The organism is Aurantiacibacter arachoides, assembly GCF_009827335.1.
GTDB classification, from domain to species: Bacteria; Pseudomonadota; Alphaproteobacteria; order Sphingomonadales; family Sphingomonadaceae; genus Alteraurantiacibacter; species Alteraurantiacibacter arachoides.
Genome location: NZ_WTYH01000001.1, coordinates 931,960 through 944,413, shown reverse-complemented (window position 1 = coordinate 944,413; position 12,454 = coordinate 931,960). Strand labels below are relative to the sequence as shown.

Sequence of the window (12,454 nt, the reverse complement as noted above, 5' to 3'; positions counted from 1 at the left end):
AAACCCGCATGCAAAGGCCCTTCGCAAGAAGGGCCGTTCAGCCGAGAGGCGCCCCAATGGCGAAGCACCGCTTGCCTGTCAATGGGCGTGCTGGCAGGGGAGCGGCCGACTAGCGAGGAATACATGGCGAAGGATAACAAGAGAGCATTGCGCGGGCGCGCCGGCAGGATGCAGGGCGGGCGTGGATCCGGTCGCGCGTCCAAGGGTGCCGTGCGCCTGTGGGGCCGCCATGCCGTGGAGGCGGCGCTCAACAACCCCGATCGCCATCATCGCAAGCTTTGGGCGACGCTCGAAGGGCTCGACTCGCTTGATGGCGAACTGCCCGCCGACTTCCCGCTCGAGCGGGCGGAGGTCGCCGACCTGGCGCGCCTGGTGGCGCGCGATGCGCCGCACCAGGGCCTGGTGCTGGAATGCGATCCGCTAGACGACCTGCATCTGTCCGATGTCCTGGCCGGCGATGCCGATCGCCCGATTGTCGTGCTCGACCAGGTGACCGATCCGCACAACGTCGGCGCAATCCTGCGTTCGGCCGCGGCCTTCAATGCCGCCGCCATCGTCACCCAGGATCGGCATGCCCCGCCCGAAAGCGGCGTCATCGGCAAGAGCGCCTCTGGCGCGCTGGAAATCGTGCCTTGGGTGCGCGTGGTGAACCTTGCCCGCGCGCTGGAGGAGATCGCCGAAGCCGGATACTGGCGCATCGGCCTTGCCGGCGAGGCGGAGGCGAACTTTGCCGAAGCGCTGCCCACCGGACCAGTCGCCCTGGTGCTCGGCGCGGAGGGCGAAGGGATGCGGCACAACGTCGGCCAGCATTGCGACGCGCTCGCCCGCCTGCCTATCAGCGCCGCCATGGAAAGCCTCAACGTCTCGAACGCAGCCGCCATCGCGTTGTATGCCATCGCCACGCGGGCGGTGGGCTAGGCATTTTCGCCAGCGCAAAAGGAAAGGGCCGCCCCGCAGGACGACCCTCGCCTTGCCCGGCAGCGTAACCGCGCCGGGCGCCCTCTCCCCAGAAGACTAGTTGACCGAATCCTTCAGGCCCTTGCCGGCCTTGAACTTCGGCTGCGTCGATGCCTTGATCGTCATCGGTTCACCGGTGCGCGGGTTGCGTCCGGTCGACGCCTTGCGCCGAGCGGTCGAGAATGTTCCGAACCCGACCAGCCGAACCTCGTCACCCTTCTTGAGCGTGCTCTGGATCGTGTCGAACACGGCTTCGACGGCCTTCGTCGCATCGTTGCGCGACAGGCCGCTCGAATCCGCGACAGCACCGATCAGTTCGTTCTTGTTCATTGGTGGACAACCCCCTCAGAATGGATTTCTTGGCGCGCGGTCCGTTAAGGACTCGCATGGCGAGGCGGGGAATTGAGCGACTTTTCCGCAACCTGTCAAAGCCTATCCGGCCCGGGAGCGAGGTTTTTGCCTCGGCCACGTATTATTAACGCACAGCAAGGTTCAGTGCGCGACCGCCCCTGGTCCTCCCCCCACGCCCTGCGCGTGCGGCTGGCTGGCGAGATCGTCCGCCTCGGTCCATTCGATCGGGGCCGGAATTGCGGTCAGCGCGTGTTCGAGCACCTGATCGACGTGCGAGACGGGGATGATTTCCAGCCCTTCCTTCACGTTGGCGGGTATCTCGGCGAGATCCTTCTGGTTCTCCTCCGGAATCAGCACGGTCTTGATCCCACCGCGCAGCGCCGCGAGGAGCTTTTCCTTCAGCCCGCCAATCGGCAGCACGCGACCACGCAGCGTAACCTCACCGGTCATCGCAACATCGGGCCGCACCGCTATGCCGGTGAGGGTGGAAACGATGGACGTGACCATGCCGATGCCTGCGCTTGGCCCGTCCTTCGGCACCGCGCCTTCGGGAAGGTGGATGTGGACGTTCTTGCGCTGGAAGATCGACGGCTTGATGCCATAAGCCGGCGCTCGCGCCTTGACGAAGCTGAACGCTGCGGCGACGCTTTCGTTCATCACCTCGCCCAGCTTGCCGGTGGTCTTGACCTCGCCCTTGCCCGGCGTGGTGACGCTTTCGATGGTCAGCAGTTCGCCGCCCACCGATGTCCAGGCGAGCCCGGTTACCGCGCCGACTTGCGCTTCTTCCTCGGAAACGCCGTGCTTGAACTTGCGCACCCCGGCAAAGTCGCCGAGATTGTCGGGCGTCACGATTACGCTTTCGGTCTTGCCCTCGAGAATCCGGCGCAGGCTCTTGCGCGCCAGCCGGGCGATCTCGCGCTCCAGCGTGCGGACACCCGCCTCGCGGGTGTAATAGCGGATGAGGTCGCGCAGAGCGTCCTCGGTCAGGATGAACTCGCCAGCCTTCAGCCCATGATCGGCCACCGTCTTGTCGATCAAATGACGCTGGGCAATCTCGACCTTTTCGTCTTCGGTGTAGCCTTCTAGCCGGATGATTTCCATGCGATCGAGCAGCGGCTGCGGCAGGTTGAGGCTGTTGGCCGTGGTCACGAACATGATGTCCGACAGGTCGATGTCCAGTTCCAGGTAATGGTCCTGGAACTTGTTGTTCTGTTCGGGATCGAGCACCTCGAGCAGGGCAGAGGCGGGATCGCCGCGGAAATCCTGCCCCAGCTTGTCGATCTCGTCGAGCAGGAACAGCGGGTTGCTGGTCCCCGCCTTCTTCAGGTTGGACACGATCTTGCCCGGCAGGCTGCCGATGTAGGTGCGGCGGTGCCCACGGATTTCCGCCTCGTCGCGCACGCCGCCAAGGCTCTGGCGGATGAACTCGCGCCCGGTCGCGCGGGCGATGGACTTGCCAAGGCTGGTCTTGCCGACACCCGGCGGGCCGACGAGGCACAGGATCGGCCCCTTCAGCTTGTTCGTGCGCGCCTGCACCGCAAGATACTCGACAATGCGATCCTTGACCTTTTCCAGCGCATAATGATCGGCATCCAGCACCTGCTGGGCCTGCGCGATATCCTTCTTCAGCTTGCTCTTCTTGCCCCACGGCAGGCCGAGCAGCACGTCGAGATAGTTGCGCACGACGGTCGCCTCGGCGCTCATCGGCTGCATTCCGCGCAGCTTCTTCAGCTCGCTCTCGGCTTTTTCGCGCGCTTCCTTCGACAGCTTGGTCTCGGCGATTTTCTTCGTCAGCTCGGCAAGCTCGTCCCCTTCGCCGTCTGCCCCGCCCAGCTCGCTCTGGATCGCCTTCAACTGTTCGTTGAGGTAGTATTCGCGCTGCGTCTTCTCCATCTGCCGCTTCACGCGGCCGCGGATCTTGCGTTCGACCTGCTGGACGGAAAGCTCGCTCTCCATCAGCGAATAGACCATCTCCAGCCGCTTGAGCGCGTCGGTTTCGGCAAGCAACTGCTGCTTGGCGTCGACCTTGGCCGTCAGGTTGGCGGCGATGGCATCGGCCAGACTGCCGGCATCATCGATCTCGGCAAGTTCGGTCTCGATGTCCTCGGGCATCTTCTTGCTGGCCTTGGCATAGTCGCCAAACTGGGTGAGCGCGCTGCGCATCATGGCCGCGACCTCGCTGCCCGATGCCGTCGCCTCGTCCACCGCGACGGTCTGCGCGAGCACGAAGTCGCCATCCACCCGCCAATCGGAAATCTTCGCCCGCGACTGGCCTTCCACCAGGACGCGGACGGTGCCGTCGGGCAGTTTCAGCATCTGCTGCACCTGTGCGACGGTGCCGATGTCGTAGACGTCATCGCGCTCGGGATCGTCGCAGGCCGGATCGAGCTGCGCGACGAGGAAGATGTCACGCCCCCCCTCCATCGCCGCCTCCAGCGCCGCCACCGACTTGTCGCGACCCACGAACAGCGGCACGACCATGCCGGGGAAGACGACGATGTCACGAAGGGGGAGGAGGGGGTAGGCGTTCATAGGTAAGTCCGTCCGTTGTGCGGCATTGTCATGCGCCGCTTGTCCTTACCGCCGATATGGGTTCGGCGCGCATGGGTGCAACTGGTGCGGACGGATTGGTGTGGATGGAGCGACCGTCGCTGCTCCGCGCCCTCAGGACACCGTGTAGACGATCGTTACCGTGTAGGATCCGAAGGTCGGCTCCCCGGCGGTATCCAACGCCGGGGTAAGGCGCGCATATTCCATCATGGCAGCGCAGGCGACCGCCTCAAAATCCTCGTCCCCGAGCGCATTGGTCGCCGCGCAGCGCACGATCCGGCCCTGCGGATTAACGATGGTGGAAGCCGTGATCCGGGCATCCCTGCCGGCTCGCAGCGCTGCAGTCGGGAAATGCTGGCTCACCTCGCGCGCCCACCTGGCCTGATCCAACGGCGCGGCTGCCTGGGCGACGTTGCGAAGGGCGGTGGGATCGAATCCCAATTCGGTAACGAGGTCGTCCAGGCACACCCGCATCGCTTCCATTGCAGGCGCGAGATCGCCGAGCGCCAGCGCCACATCGCGATCGAAAGTGTCATGAAAGGTCATCGCGCGCGTTGCTTCGACGTTGATGGCATCTTCAACCTGCACAAGTTCGCCTGTTTCATCGGGCAATGCAGGTTCCGATGAGGTGCGCAACGTTGCCGCCACTCCGCGCATTCCATTGGCGCGAAGACGACGGGCATCGCTTAGCGGTCGGGTTTCTCCGGGCGTCATTGTCACGACGGGATCGCCGCGGGCGCTGCCCAGGTGCTCGCTGGCGACCATCAGCCGGTATGGGCCACCGGGCACGAACTGTCGCAGTTCGAACAGGACGCGTTGATCGTCCGGCCCAAATCCACGCATGATCGCGCAACTGTTTTGCGCATAGTCGACGTTCCACGGCGTGCTGGGCTGCAGCGACAGCTGCCCTATGACGGAGTCCTGCGCCGCTGCCGGTGATACATACATGGCCGCGGCCGCGAGCAATCCTGCGAAAGTCCTGATCCCCATGCAAAGAAGTTGCAGGGAAGTATCACGCCTGTCAATTATTTGATCTTTCCGCACAAAGGCGCGCGGGCGATCTTATGGCCAGCACGGGTAGCGCGTCCGCACAACCGAAGGTTCGCGGTCATGCCGTGATGCGGTTGCGATAAGAGCGCCGCTCACGCACCACGCCTACGGATCACCCCATGCCCGGCAGGTTGAAGCCCGGCGGCAGGCCCAGGCCCTGCTGCATCTCGGCCATGTGTTCGCCTGCCTTCCGGTCCGCCTTGTCGCGCGCATCGTTGAAGGCAGCGGTGACCAGATCTTCGAGGATCGTCTTCTCCTCTTCCTTGAACAGGCTGTCGTCGATCGACACCGCGATGATGCGGCCCCGCGCGCTGGCGCGGACCTTTACCAGACCGCCGCCGGCACTGCCCTCGACCTCGATGCTGTCCAGCTTTACCTGCGCGTCCTGCATCTGCTGCTGGATCTTGGTGGCGGCTTCCTGCGCCGCGCGCATCATTTCTTCCATGTTCTGCATAACTTGGTCCTTCTTTCAATCAGGCGCTGCGCGACCAGTCCTCGCGCCCGCGTGGTTCGTCGGGTTCCTCGACCATGCGGGCGCCGGGGAAATGTTCGTAGAGGGCCTGCATCATCGGATGCTGGCGGACGCGTTCGCGCGCAGCCAGTTTTTCGGCCTCTGCCTGCTCGACCAGCGTGGGCGCGCTCGCATCGGGGCGTGCGTCATCGGTCCGGCTGACTTCCCAGCGCTGGCCGAAGACCTCGAACAGCGCGGATCGCAGATCGGAGGCGACGTCGTCCGTCGACCCGGCAGGCTGGGTAAAAGTGAGGCTGCCCGCCTCGAGCGCGATAACGCGCACCTGCATCCGCAAGCGCGACGCGAGCGACATGGCGTTGGAGAGGTGCGAGCTTTCGATTCGATCGACCACTTGCTCCCACGTCAATCGTGCCGCAGCCGCTCCTCCGCCGGTGGCCGCGCCCGCCGTCCCGCCGACTGTTCCCGAGCCCACGCCGCTGGCGGCCAGGTCCTTCAGTTCCCGTGCCAGCTTGCCAGGATCGGGCATGTCGACCGCGTGCAGCGCGCGCAGCAGCGCCATCTGCGCCGAGATCAGCGGATCGGGCGCGGTGCGCACCTCGTCATGGCCCTTCAGCAGAAGCTGCCACAAACGGTGGACCTGCGCTGCGGACATGCGCCCGGCCCACTCGCCCAGCGCCGCGCGTTCTTCCTGCGTCGGTGCATCGGCCTCGCCCCCGCCGACCTGCGTCAGCGCGATGCGGTGGGTGAATTCCATCAGCGAGCGCATCAGGGCCAAGGGCTCCACGCCGAGCGCATATTGCGCATCCATCGCCGCCAGCAGTTTCTGCGCCTCGCCTTCCAGCAGGTGCGCGAACAGTGTGCGCTGGGCCCCGCGATCGGCAAGGCCGAGCATGTCGCGCACCTTTTCGGCGCGCACCATGGTTTCGCCGGCAACGCCGTCGGCACCCGAATCCATGTCCGCATGGGCGATCGCCTGGTCCAGGATGGAGAGACCGTCGCGCACCGATCCCTCGGCAGCGGCGGCCACTATCGCCAGCGCCTCGTCCTCCGCCTGGACGCCCTCGGCGCGGCAGATGGCGGCGAAGTGCTGTTGCAGCAGGTCGGTAGGGATTCGCCGCAGGTCGAACCGCTGGGTCCGGCTGAGCACGGTGACCGGCAGCTTGTCCACCTCGGTCGTGGCGAACAGGAACTTCACGTGCGGCGGCGGCTCTTCCAGCGTCTTCAGCAGCCCGTTGAAGGCCGCCTTGGACAGCATGTGCACCTCGTCGATGATGTAGATCTTGAACCGCGCCGAGACGGTGGCGTAGCGTACCGATTCGATGATCTCGCGGATGTCGTCGATGCCGGTATGGCTGGCGGCGTCCATCTCGATCACGTCGATGTGCCGCCCCTCGGCAATGGCGATGCACGGCTCGCACACACCGCACGGATCGATGGTCGGCCCGCCCTGCCCGTCCGGCCCGATGCAGTTGAGCGCCTTGGCGATCAGCCGCGCGGTGGAGGTCTTGCCCACCCCGCGCACGCCGGTCATCAGGAAGGCATGGGCCAGCCGGTCGCGCGCGATAGCATTGCCCAGCGTGCGGACCATGGGCTCCTGCCCGATGAGCTGGCTGAAGGTTTGCGGGCGGTACTTGCGCGCCAGCACACGATAAGGCTGCGCCGGGTCGGCGGGCTTGCTGGCGGCCGGCATGCTGGCGGCGGGCTTGCTGGCGGCGGGCACGGATACCGCAGGGACCACCGGCACGGGCCCATCATCGCTGAACATGGAGTTCTGACCCGCCGCTTCCAGCTCCACCATACTCGGGCGCGCCTCCTCGGGCTCGTCCACGGCCCAGGGCAGGTCATCCGGCTTCTCGGGTGAATCGGTCATGTCGGCAAAGGTAGGGCCTGGGCCGGCGAATGTCATTGCAACAATGCGGGGGATAAAGGAGCCGAGCGACCCGCTGCCATCTACCTGGGCTGCTTCCTTCCGGATCTGACCCGGTGAGCAGACGCGAACGTCCACCCGACTCCCGGGCGGTCATATGGCGGGCAAGCCATGCTCTTGCAAGTGGCGAAGTGCGCCAGGCGAGCCGGGCCCGCCCGTTACGCCTACCGGAAATTGTCGGCGTAGGCCTGTATCTTCAGCTTCTTGGCCGGAACGGTGTGCACGCGGGCGTCAATGCCGTGCTTTTCGGCATAGGCCTGCGCCGCCTGGCAGGTTGCGAACTTGAGCTGGACCTGGCTTTGCGTATCGCCGCTGCCGGCCCAGCCCATCAGTGGATCGGGTCGCCTGGCCTCAGCGGGGGCGAAATCGAGCACCCACTGGTCGGTCAGGGCCTTGCCCGATTGCATGGCTGTTTTCGGACGCTTGTAGATGCGGGCCTGGGTCATGCACTTGCCAGTAATTCACCCGCCGGCATTTTTGAAGGCGTTTTTGGTCTTGAGGCTCGGCGCCTCGGCCCAGGGCTCCTCGGGCCAGCGATGCTTGGGATAACGGCTCTTGCCTGCCTTGCGCACGTCGGCCCACGATCCGCGCCAGAAGCCAGGCAGGTCGCGGGTCGCCTGCATCGGCTTGCCGCCGGGGTCGGTCAGCCTGAGCAGCAGCGGGGTCGACCCGATCAACGGATGCCGGTCCAGCCCGAACAGCGCCTGAACCCGCAATTCGGCACTTGGCGCCTGGGCGCTGGCATAATCGATGGCGTGGCTGGTGCCCGCAGGGCTGGTGAACTGGCGCGGGGCGCGCGCATCGAGCGCCTGGCGCTCCTCCCACGACAGCAGGCCGAGCGCCGCCTCGGCAAAGCGAGCGGGCGGCAGGTCGAGGTCCCTCCGCTTGTCGAGCAGCGGGACAAGCCAATCCTCCGCGCGGGTGGCCAGCACCGCCTCGTCCAGCGGCACACGAGCGAAGCCGGCGCGTGCAAGGAGGTCGGGCGGAAGGCGTTTTCCCAGGTCCGCCAACGCCTTTTCCACAAGCATGTCCACAATCACCCGGTGATCGGGATCTGGATCGGGGCCGCTCGCCAGCGTGATCGCGCCCAGCCGCCTCTCGCGCCGGGCTTCGACGCGCTGATCGACCTCGTTCCATCGGGCCACGGTGCGCGCTTCGATCAGGTGGCCGCAATGCCGCTCGACCTCGGCCTGCGTCAGCGCGATGGCGGCGGTGATGCGTGCGCCCTTTGTCTGCCCCTGGGCATCGCCGATCGCCAGCCATTCCGCCCTCGCCAGCGGAGATGCCGGGTCGAGACCGTAGCCTCGCCCGCCTGCCGAAACCCAGTTCTCGCCAGAGGCATCGCGCCGCTTCGCCAGCATCTCCGGCCGTCCGGCAGCGAGCAGCAAACCCGCGTTGGATCGCGAGGCGGTTGCAGGCACGAGAGCGGCGGCCCGCCGTGCCCAGCCATCGGCCAGCCGCCGCGCCGAATTTGCCCTGGCCGAACGATCGCCCTCCCACCGCGCCAGCCGCGCTTCCAGATCGTCCGAGCGTCCGCCAAGGCCGCGTTCCTGCAACAGCACCGCCAGCCGTGCTGCCAACGCCGCTTCGCCCGCTTGCGCGCCGGCAAGCAGCATGGCCGCCTGCCACGGCTCCATCGGCAGCGCAGCGATCCGCTCGCCAAGCGGGGTAAGCGAACCTGCCGGACGCAGCGCGCCCATCGCCTCGAGGCGCGAGTGTGCGCTGGCGATGGAGGGTTCCGGCGGCGCGTCGAGCCATTGCAGGCTGGCGGGATTCTGCACGCCCCACCGCGCCAGGCCGAGCACCAGGGGAGCCAGATCGGCGGCGAGCATTTCCGGCACGTCGAATTCGGGTCGTCCGGCGTGGCCGCCCTCCTCCCACAAGCAGAAGGCCGTACCCGGCCCCTGCCGCGCCGCTCGCCCTGCCCGCTGCGCCGCTGCCGCCCGGCTGGCCCTGCGCGTGACGAGGTGCGTGGTGCCCGCCGCGCGGTCGAACTCGGCGTGCCGTGCCACCCCGCTGTCGACGACCACTGAAACGCCGTCCAACGTAAGCGAAGTTTCGGCGATGCTGGTGGCCAGTACGATGCGCCGCCGACCCTCAGGGTCACGGCGGATCGCGGAGCGCTGGGCGGCAGGCTCTACCTGGCCGTGAAGCGGCAGGATGGGGGTGGCAGGGAGACGCTCGACAAGCCGTTCGCGCACCCGTTCGATCTCGCCCACGCCGGCAAGAAAGGCGAGGATGTCGCCCTCCGTCTCCCGCCATGCCGTCAGCACCGCGGATGTCATCGCGTCCTCGATGCGCTTTTCGGGCATGGCACCCAGCCAGCGGATCGCGAGCGGCCACGCCCTGCCCTCGCTTTCGATCACCGGCGCGCGAGCGGCCCCGGCAGAGCGCATCAGGCGGGCGAACCGCGCGCCATCGATCGTGGCGCTCATCACGCAAACCCGCAGGTCGGGCCGCAGCACGCCCTGCGTCTCCAGCGCCAGCGCCAGGCCCAGATCGCTGTCGAGATGGCGTTCGTGCGCCTCGTCGAAAAGCAGCGCGGAGACGCCCGCCAGTTCCTGGTCCTCCATCAACCGGTTGACGAGGATGGCCTCGGTGACGACGGTGATGCGCTTGCCGGGCTTGCTGTCGAGCCGGGTGATGTAGCCCACCGTTTCGCCCGCCGCCTCCCCCAGCATCTCTGCCATGCGTTCCGCCGCGGCGCGTGCCGCTATCCGGCGCGGACTGGTGACGATCACCTGCCCCTTGCACCACGGCTCCGCCAGCAGGGCGGGCGCGACGGCAGTGGTCTTGCCCGCACCGGGCGGAGCGACGAGCACGGCCGAATTGCCCTCGCGCAAAGCAGCGAGCAGATCGGGCAGGACGGCGTGGATCGGAAGGCCGGGCGACACCTGCCGCCTCAATATCCTCGCGACACCGCGAACCTTGCCGCATCCACCATCGCGCGGCGGGCAGCGCTGTCGGGAAACACGCTGAGCGCATCGCAGGCGCGTTCGGCATAGTGGCGGGCACGATCGCGGGTGGCGGTTACGCAATCGTGTCGGCGGATCAGTTCGACCGCCTGGGCAAGATCGGCATCCTCGTTGGCGAAACCGGCGATGGCATCCTGCCAGAAACGCCGTTCCTCGCCATCGCCGCGGGCGTAGGCGAGGATTACGGGCAGCGTCATCTTGCCTTCGCGGAAGTCGTCGCCGCGGTCCTTGCCCATTTCGCTGGTGCCGGAATCGTAGTCGATCGCATCGTCGACCAGTTGAAAGGCGACGCCGAGATTGCGGCCATAATCGTCAAGCGCCTTTTCCTCCGCCTCGGGCCGCTCGGCGACAACGGCGGCGATGCGGCTGGCGGCGGCGAACAGGGCGGCGGTCTTGGCACCGATGATGTTGAGATAGCGCTCCTCGCTGGTCTCGATCCGGCGCTGCGCAGTCAACTGATCGACCTCGCCCTGGGCGATGATCGCGCTGGCGCCAGAAAGAATCTTGAGCACCTTGAGGCTGCCGTCCTCCACCATCAGTTCGAACGCGCGGCTGAACAGGAAGTCGCCAACCAGCACGGTGGCGGGGTTGCCAAACACGATGTTGGCCGTCTCCTTGCCCCGGCGCGTTTCGCTGCCGTCCACCACGTCGTCATGCAGGAGGGTGGCCGTGTGGATGAACTCGACCGCGGCGGCCAGCTTGTGGTGGCGTGTGCCCTGATAACCGACCACCTCCGCCCCGGCCAGCGTCAGCATCGGGCGCATCCGCTTGCCGCCCCCGGCGATCAGGTGCCCGGCCAGCGCGGGGATGAGCGGGATCTCGCTCTGCATCCGGTCGAGTATGATGGCGTTCACCGCGTTCATCGACGTCGCCGTAAGCGAGAGGATGGGCGACAAACTGGGCAGGCCGGCATCGGGCCCGCGCTTGATGGGGACGACGGTGTCGCTCATGCCGCCCGCAATGGGGATGCTGGCGCGGCTTGGCAAGCGTGGATTTCTGCCGCATTGAAGCGGTGATGAGCCAGCCGGATCCCGCCGACGACCCAATTCTTGCAGGCTATCGCAAGAGCATCGACAACATCGACGCCGCGCTGGTCCACATGCTGGCCGAACGCTTTCGCATCACCCAGGCCGTGGGTGCCTACAAGGCGGAAAACCACCTGCCGCCCGCCGATCCCGGGCGTGAAGCCGCGCAGATCGAGCGGTTGCGCAGGCTGGCGGTCGAGGCGGACCTCGACCCCGAGTTCAGCGAAAAGTTCATTCGCTTCGTCATCGAAGAGGTCATCCGGCATCACAACCAGGCGCGCCGCGGCTAGCCGCAGGCGCGCCTGATGTATGGAATGCTATTCCGGCTGACGGTCCGGGCGCGAGGTATCGCCGCGATCCCGACTGGGGCGAGCGCGTTCGGGGCGCGCACGTTCCGGCCGGGGTTCGGCACGCTCGGGACGCGCCTGTTGCGGACGCGCTTGCTGCGGTCGGGCCTGCTGCGGCTGAGCCTGCTGCGGTCGGCCCTGCTGAGGCCGGGCTTGCTGCGGTTGGCCCTGAGGCGGCCGCCCACCGTAGCCACCGCGGCGATCCCCGCCCTCGGGACGACCCGCGTATCGGCCATCTCCCGCATCGCCCCGGCGTCCATCGCGGCCGCGCCAATCGCCGTCTCGGTTACCATCGCGGCGCTGATCTCTTCCCCGCCAGTCACCATCGCGTCCGCCGTCGCGGCGCTGATCCCGTCCACGCCAGTCGCCATCGCGGCGACGATCTCCTCCGCGCTGGTAGTCGCCGTAGCGGGGCATATCGCGATAGCGATGCGGGCCGTTGTAGCCATCCCAGTGGGCGCGATAGTCACGATGGCCGGCGCGCCGCCCTTCCCAGTAGGACCGATGCCGGTCCGACCAGCGATAGCGCGAGCCATAGCGGTCGTAGACGTAGTAGCCGATGCCGGGATAATAGTAGTCGTCGTACCAGCCATAATACGGCGAGCCGTAGCCGTAGCCGGAGCGCGAACCGTATCCGTAACCGGAGCCGATACCGACACCCACGGAAACGCTTGTGGAGGGATAGCCGTAATCGTCGTAGGTGGTGCAGGCTCCAAGCCCCAGCGCTGCCGCCGTGGCGAGGACTACGCCCATGAAGCGCGTCGTCATCATATCTCTCCAGCAATTGCCGTTTGTTGACA

11 protein-coding genes and 1 other RNA gene are annotated in these 12,454 nt (G+C 66.8%); 2 read left to right on the top strand and 10 right to left on the bottom strand.

The features are described 5' to 3' along the window. The first annotated feature begins 81 nt into the window (after nucleotides 1-81). The gene (gene rlmB, locus GRI62_RS04645) at nucleotides 82-918 is read left to right on the top strand and encodes a 23S rRNA (guanosine(2251)-2'-O)-methyltransferase RlmB (protein ID WP_131452225.1); all 837 of its coding nucleotides are present in this window, start codon (nucleotides 82-84) and stop codon (nucleotides 916-918) included. A gap of 96 nt (nucleotides 919-1,014) precedes the next feature. On the opposite strand, the gene GRI62_RS04640 is transcribed toward rlmB, so the two are convergent. From GRI62_RS04640 to GRI62_RS04600, 9 genes are all read right to left on the bottom strand, one after another. Further along, nucleotides 1,015-1,287 (bottom strand): HU family DNA-binding protein, encoded by a 273-nt coding sequence (locus tag GRI62_RS04640; protein WP_131452224.1) that lies wholly within the window; start codon nucleotides 1,285-1,287, stop codon nucleotides 1,015-1,017. A gap of 162 nt (nucleotides 1,288-1,449) precedes the next feature. Beyond that, complete coding sequence (gene lon / locus GRI62_RS04635) at nucleotides 1,450-3,840, bottom strand: endopeptidase La (RefSeq protein ID WP_131452223.1); 2,391 nt, start codon at nucleotides 3,838-3,840, stop codon at nucleotides 1,450-1,452. Between the two features lie 132 nt (nucleotides 3,841-3,972). Beyond that, entirely contained in the window at nucleotides 3,973-4,824 is an 852-nt protein-coding gene (locus tag GRI62_RS04630) for an energy transducer TonB (RefSeq protein WP_160731814.1), read from the bottom strand. A 196-nt stretch (nucleotides 4,825-5,020) separates the two neighbouring features. After that, nucleotides 5,021-5,362: a YbaB/EbfC family nucleoid-associated protein gene (locus GRI62_RS04625; protein WP_131452221.1), complete on the bottom strand. Its 342-nt coding sequence runs from the start codon at nucleotides 5,360-5,362 to the stop codon at nucleotides 5,021-5,023. A 19-nt stretch (nucleotides 5,363-5,381) separates the two neighbouring features. Then, complete coding sequence (locus GRI62_RS04620) at nucleotides 5,382-7,250, bottom strand: DNA polymerase III subunit gamma/tau (protein ID WP_131452220.1); 1,869 nt, start codon at nucleotides 7,248-7,250, stop codon at nucleotides 5,382-5,384. 51 nt (nucleotides 7,251-7,301) lie between these two features. Further along, an RNA gene (gene ffs / locus GRI62_RS04615) (signal recognition particle sRNA small type) lies at nucleotides 7,302-7,396 on the bottom strand. Nucleotides 7,397-7,471: 75 nt separating this feature from the next. Continuing rightward, entirely contained in the window at nucleotides 7,472-7,753 is a 282-nt protein-coding gene (locus GRI62_RS04610; protein ID WP_131452219.1) for an ETC complex I subunit, read from the bottom strand. A gap of 15 nt (nucleotides 7,754-7,768) precedes the next feature. After that, nucleotides 7,769-10,201 (bottom strand): ATP-dependent helicase HrpB, encoded by a 2,433-nt coding sequence (hrpB, locus tag GRI62_RS04605; protein ID WP_131452218.1) that lies wholly within the window; start codon nucleotides 10,199-10,201, stop codon nucleotides 7,769-7,771. An 8-nt stretch (nucleotides 10,202-10,209) separates the two neighbouring features. Beyond that, nucleotides 10,210-11,232 carry a polyprenyl synthetase family protein gene (locus GRI62_RS04600; RefSeq protein ID WP_131452217.1) on the bottom strand — a complete coding sequence of 341 codons (1,023 nt, stop codon included), beginning with the start codon at nucleotides 11,230-11,232 and terminating at the stop codon, nucleotides 10,210-10,212. Between the two features lie 65 nt (nucleotides 11,233-11,297). On the opposite strand from GRI62_RS04600, the gene GRI62_RS04595 reads away from it, so the two are divergent. Beyond that, the gene (locus GRI62_RS04595) at nucleotides 11,298-11,597 is read left to right on the top strand and encodes a chorismate mutase (protein ID WP_131452216.1); all 300 of its coding nucleotides are present in this window, start codon (nucleotides 11,298-11,300) and stop codon (nucleotides 11,595-11,597) included. Between the two features lie 27 nt (nucleotides 11,598-11,624). Here the strand turns inward: GRI62_RS04595 and GRI62_RS04590 are convergent, their stop codons facing one another. Continuing rightward, a complete protein-coding gene (locus GRI62_RS04590; protein ID WP_188669336.1) occupies nucleotides 11,625-12,422 on the bottom strand; it encodes a peptidase in 798 nt (265 codons plus the stop codon). Nucleotides 12,423-12,454 lie beyond the last annotated feature (32 nt).

Bases quoted from the DNA above. Each gene is read 5' to 3' on its own strand.
- rlmB (WP_131452225.1), top strand. From the start codon at position 82: ATGGGCGTGCTGGCAGGGGAGCGGCCGACTAGCGAGGAATACATGGCG.
- GRI62_RS04640 (WP_131452224.1), bottom strand. From the start codon at position 1,287: ATGAACAAGAACGAACTGATCGGTGCTGTCGCGGATTCGAGCGGCCTG.
- lon (WP_131452223.1), bottom strand. From the start codon at position 3,840: ATGAACGCCTACCCCCTCCTCCCCCTTCGTGACATCGTCGTCTTCCCC.
- GRI62_RS04625 (WP_131452221.1), bottom strand. From the start codon at position 5,362: ATGCAGAACATGGAAGAAATGATGCGCGCGGCGCAGGAAGCCGCCACC.
- GRI62_RS04620 (WP_131452220.1), bottom strand. From the start codon at position 7,250: ATGACCGATTCACCCGAGAAGCCGGATGACCTGCCCTGGGCCGTGGAC.
- GRI62_RS04610 (WP_131452219.1), bottom strand. From the start codon at position 7,753: ATGACCCAGGCCCGCATCTACAAGCGTCCGAAAACAGCCATGCAATCG.
- GRI62_RS04600 (WP_131452217.1), bottom strand. From the start codon at position 11,232: ATGAGCGACACCGTCGTCCCCATCAAGCGCGGGCCCGATGCCGGCCTG.
- GRI62_RS04595 (WP_131452216.1), top strand. From the start codon at position 11,298: ATGAGCCAGCCGGATCCCGCCGACGACCCAATTCTTGCAGGCTATCGC.
- GRI62_RS04590 (WP_188669336.1), bottom strand. From the start codon at position 12,422: ATGACGACGCGCTTCATGGGCGTAGTCCTCGCCACGGCGGCAGCGCTG.